Here is a 1694-nt window from a genome sequence, read left to right on the forward strand (position 1 = left end):
TGCGCAACGAGCGGGGTGGTAGCTCGGTCCCTGCACTGGCTGTGCTCGTCCTGCTCGGGGTGGTCGCCGCGATCGGGATCTTCGGCAACAAGGCGAGCAGCGCGAAGACGGTCGACCTCAGCACGCTGACCGCGTCGACGACCGCCACCACGATCCCCACCGCGCCGCTGGACACCGACCCGTTCGCCGGGACCACCGGCGTCGTCGTGCACCCGCGGGCGGAGGCCGCCCTGTTCAGCTCGCCGGACGCGGACACGGCGTTCGGGAAGATCGGGCCCACCCAGTTCGGGCCGACCTGGCTGCCGGTGGTGGACCAGAGCGACGGATGGGTCCGGGTCCTGCTGCCCTCCAAGCCGAACCGGTCCACCGGGTGGCTCCAGGACACGGACCTCGACCGGGCCAGTTCGTCGTACCTGATCCGCGTGCACACCAGCTCGCGGACGCTCGAGCTGTTCCTCGACAACAAGAGCCTCGGCAGTTGGAAGGCCGGGGTCGGCGCGCGGAAGACGCCGACGCCACCCGGCCGGACGTTCCTGCTCGGCTCGATCATCGACCACAAACGCTCGGCGTCGCCGGTCGTGCTCCCGCTGGGTGCGCACAGTCCCACCTTGGACACGTTCGGTGGCGGACCTGGTACCGTCGCGATCCACGGCTGGCCGAATCCGCACGTCTTCGGTGCGGCGATCAGCGCCGGCTGCGTCCGGGTGCCGAGGACCGCGCTCGCCCACCTGCAGAAGGTTCCGCTCGGGACGCTCGTCCTGATCGACAGCAAATAAGGAGAATCCGATGCGACGACAGTTGGCTCCGACGGTGCTCACGGCCGCGGCCGTGGCGGGCGTCGTGACGTTCAGCCTGGTCGCGAGTGCGCCGGTCGGCAACGCGGCCGCCCGCCCGTCCTCGGCGTACGCCGTGAGCGCGGAAGGGCAGGTGCCGGTCGCGAAGACGCCGTACGCCGAGTCGCTGGACGGCAAACGGCAGACGACGTCCGCGCTCGAGCTGCCGAAGAACCCGCTGATCTCGGTCCGGGCCGGGACGGCGACCGCGGGCAACGACTCGGCGTCGGTGGAGCTGTTCGACATCGTGATCGGGCCGGACGTCCTCAGCCAGGTGAAGCTCCCGCCGGAGCTCAAGCAGCAGTGCGCGAACCTGCCGGCGACCGGCGCCCAGAACCTCCCCGTGCCGAACCTCCCGCTGCCGGACCTGGGCCTGCCGCTGCCGAAGCTGAGCACCGCGGACCTGCCGGTGAAGAACCTGCCGGACCTGTGCAACCTGCTGCTCACGCCGCCGAAGTCGCTGCTCGCTATCGACTCGCTGAACGTCTGGTGCTCGGGTGACCACGGCGGTATCGACATCGGGTCGCTGACGCTGCTCGGCCAGACGCTCAAGGTGCCGACCACGAAGCAGGGTGCGAGCCTGCCGTCCAACCCGCTGGCGTCGATCACGGTCAACAGCCAGGCGAAGCACTCCGACGGCGCGTTCACGGTCACCGGCCTGACCATCAACCTGGGCGGCGCCGAAACCATCAACCTGGCCTCCGCCACCTGCGCCAAACCCGCCGCGAAGCCGAAGCCAACCCCCAAGCCCCCGGTCGACCACCCCGCCCCACCCCAGGTCAACAACCCGCCGGCGGCCCCCGTCCCCACCCCCGTCAAAACCCACCAGCCCGTCACCGGCTGACCAAGCAAGAACCCCTC

2 protein-coding genes are annotated in these 1694 nt (G+C 70.5%); both read left to right on the forward strand.

Translation table 11 applies throughout. The features are described 5' to 3' along the window. The coding region (locus VFF46_RS33425) for a L,D-transpeptidase (protein ID WP_325041241.1) at window positions 1-776 on the forward strand (776 nt) is incomplete at its 5' end. 10 nt (window positions 777-786) lie between these two features. Next, the gene (locus tag VFF46_RS33430) at window positions 787-1677 is read left to right on the forward strand and encodes a hypothetical protein (RefSeq protein ID WP_325041242.1); all 891 of its coding nucleotides are present in this window, start codon (window positions 787-789) and stop codon (window positions 1675-1677) included. The last annotated feature ends 17 nt before the right edge of the window (window positions 1678-1694 follow it).

Source organism: Kribbella sp. (assembly GCF_035655035.1).
Classification (GTDB): Bacteria; Actinomycetota; Actinomycetes; order Propionibacteriales; family Kribbellaceae; genus Kribbella.